The following is a 2,500-nucleotide window of genomic DNA, read 5'->3' as shown; positions in this document are numbered from 1 at the left end:
ATTCTAAACCCATTTATACACCGCATAAAAAAACCTCGCTAAACTAGCGAGGTTTTTTATATTACCCGTGAACTAAAACCATCTTAGCTCGCCGGTAGATCGCCACTCCCCTTAGTGGGGATAAATATTGTTTTCAGAATTTTAATCAAAGATTGCTTTCATAACAATCATAATTCCACGAAAGATTAAAAATATAGCCGATAACATTGCCAAAATTCCTAGAATTAAAATTTGGATAATACCATTTTGTATCAAAAGGTCTCCGATGGTGGGGATGTATTTAATGTCCCCGAGCTGCTTACTCGAAATTCGCTTTATTATAAGGATTTTTGGTTCGATAAAGCGCTGTATTTACAGACCGGCTTTACATTTAATTATTTTTCTTCTTACCAAATGGATGGGTACGATCCGGTTTTAGCCGAATTCTATGTACAAAATGAATCGAATTACGGAGCTTATCCATTAGTAGATTTCTTTTTCAACGGTAAAGTGGACCAGGCCAGAATATTTTTCAAGCTCGAGAATCTAAATTTTGCGCTTAATGGCAATAATAATTTTTCTGCCCCGCGATATCCGCACAATGATTTTATGATCCGCTTTGGTATTGTTTGGAACTTTTTTCTTTAATTTCTTCGGAAGAAGGGCTGCGTTTTTCGCATAAAATCTGTTATTTCTAAAGTGTTAATCTAATGTTAAGTGGTTTTACCTCTGAAATGACTCAAAAAGGACTTGAATTGATACGATTTCATCAAAAATAGGAAGAATATTAGAAAGCCTTGTGTAATCAAAAAAGGGTAGTATATTTGCATCCGCTTAGCGCCGGAGTGGTTGGCTGCGAGGGCGGATGTTCATTGAGAGGATACTGAAAAAGGAGCTTAAAAAAAACTTAAAAAAAGTTTTGGTGTTTAAAGAAAAAGGGTTGTATATTTGCAGCCGCTTTAACGGCGAGGTTCTTTGGAAGTGGCGTTTAAAAATACAGAAAAATAATTTTTATTTTTTTCTTGTGAGTTTAAAAATTAGTTGTAGATTTGCAACCGCTTTCAGAGAAAGCGATACAGTTCTTAACACGCTGAATAACTAGGAAATACCGATTGGGGTTTGGGTAAGGTTCGATTCCTTAATTTCTATCGAAGGGAAGTAATTCCCGGACTTTTAAATGAGTTCATTGACATATTGAATTGACAAACGACATTTTTTAATAATGCTTTATGGTGTTATTAAAAATGGAAGTGTAGAATTAAGAATTAAGACTAGAAAGTCGTCTTTTGAGCTTTAAACTTCTTATTTATATAAGAACGCAAACTTAAGATTTGATTGTTACAAATTAATGAAACAACGATGAAGAGTTTGATCCTGGCTCAGGATGAACGCTAGCGGCAGGCTTAACACATGCAAGTCGAGGGGTAACAGGGGAAAGCTTGCTTTTCTGCTGACGACCGGCGCACGGGTGCGTAACGCGTATGCAATCTACCTCTTACTGAGGGATAGCCCATGGAAACGTGGATTAATACCTCATAGTATTATGAATTAGCATTAATTTATAATTAAAGGTTACGGTAAGAGATGAGCATGCGTCCTATTAGCTAGATGGTAAGGTAACGGCTTACCATGGCAACGATAGGTAGGGGTCCTGAGAGGGAGATCCCCCACACTGGTACTGAGACACGGACCAGACTCCTACGGGAGGCAGCAGTGAGGAATATTGGACAATGGGCGAGAGCCTGATCCAGCCATGCCGCGTGCAGGAAGACTGCCCTATGGGTTGTAAACTGCTTTTACAGAGGAAGAAACCCCTTTACGTGTAAAGGGCTGACGGTACTCTGCGAATAAGGATCGGCTAACTCCGTGCCAGCAGCCGCGGTAATACGGAGGATCCAAGCGTTATCCGGAATCATTGGGTTTAAAGGGTCCGTAGGCGGATTTATAAGTCAGTGGTGAAAGTCTTCCGCTTAACGGGAGAACTGCCATTGATACTGTAGATCTTGAATTATTATGAAGTGGTTAGAATGTGTAGTGTAGCGGTGAAATGCATAGATATTACACAGAATACCGATTGCGAAGGCAGATCACTAATAATATATTGACGCTGATGGACGAAAGCGTAGGTAGCGAACAGGATTAGATACCCTGGTAGTCTACGCCGTAAACGATGGTTACTAGCTGTCCGGCCCAATTGAGGGCTGGGTGGTTAAGCGAAAGTGATAAGTAACCCACCTGGGGAGTACGTTCGCAAGAATGAAACTCAAAGGAATTGACGGGGGCCCGCACAAGCGGTGGAGCATGTGGTTTAATTCGATGATACGCGAGGAACCTTACCAGGGCTTAAATGCAGTCTGACGTATTTGGAAACAGATATTTCTTCGGACAGATTGCAAGGTGCTGCATGGTTGTCGTCAGCTCGTGCCGTGAGGTGTCAGGTTAAGTCCTATAACGAGCGCAACCCCTGTGGTTAGTTGCCAGCACGTAATGGTGGGAACTCTAGCCAGACTGCCGGTGCAAA

The 2,500-nt window shown here is 41.0% G+C and carries 2 protein-coding genes and 1 rRNA gene (1 of these 3 only partly in view); 2 read left to right on the top strand and 1 reads right to left on the bottom strand.

The annotated features are described in order from the left end of the window. Window positions 1–141 precede the first annotated feature (141 nt). Entirely contained in the window at window positions 142–207 is a 66-nt protein-coding gene (locus tag PBT89_RS13325) for a hypothetical protein (RefSeq protein WP_270064266.1), read from the bottom strand. Between the two features lie 24 nt (window positions 208–231). Between PBT89_RS13325 and PBT89_RS13320 the strand changes: the two genes are divergently transcribed. Both PBT89_RS13320 and PBT89_RS13315 read left to right on the top strand, forming a co-directional pair. Then, window positions 232–627 (top strand): putative porin, encoded by a 396-nt coding sequence (locus PBT89_RS13320; RefSeq protein WP_333474134.1) that lies wholly within the window; start codon window positions 232–234, stop codon window positions 625–627. 708 nt (window positions 628–1,335) lie between these two features. Beyond that, window positions 1,336–2,500: ribosomal RNA gene (locus tag PBT89_RS13315) — 16S ribosomal RNA — on the top strand (it continues 363 nt past the right edge of the window).

It is taken from the genome of Zunongwangia sp. HRR-M8, from assembly GCF_027594405.1.
In the GTDB taxonomy this organism is placed as follows: domain Bacteria; phylum Bacteroidota; class Bacteroidia; order Flavobacteriales; family Flavobacteriaceae; genus Zunongwangia.
Note: the sequence above shows the minus strand (reverse complement) of the source record. Positions and strands in the feature narration are given on the sequence as shown.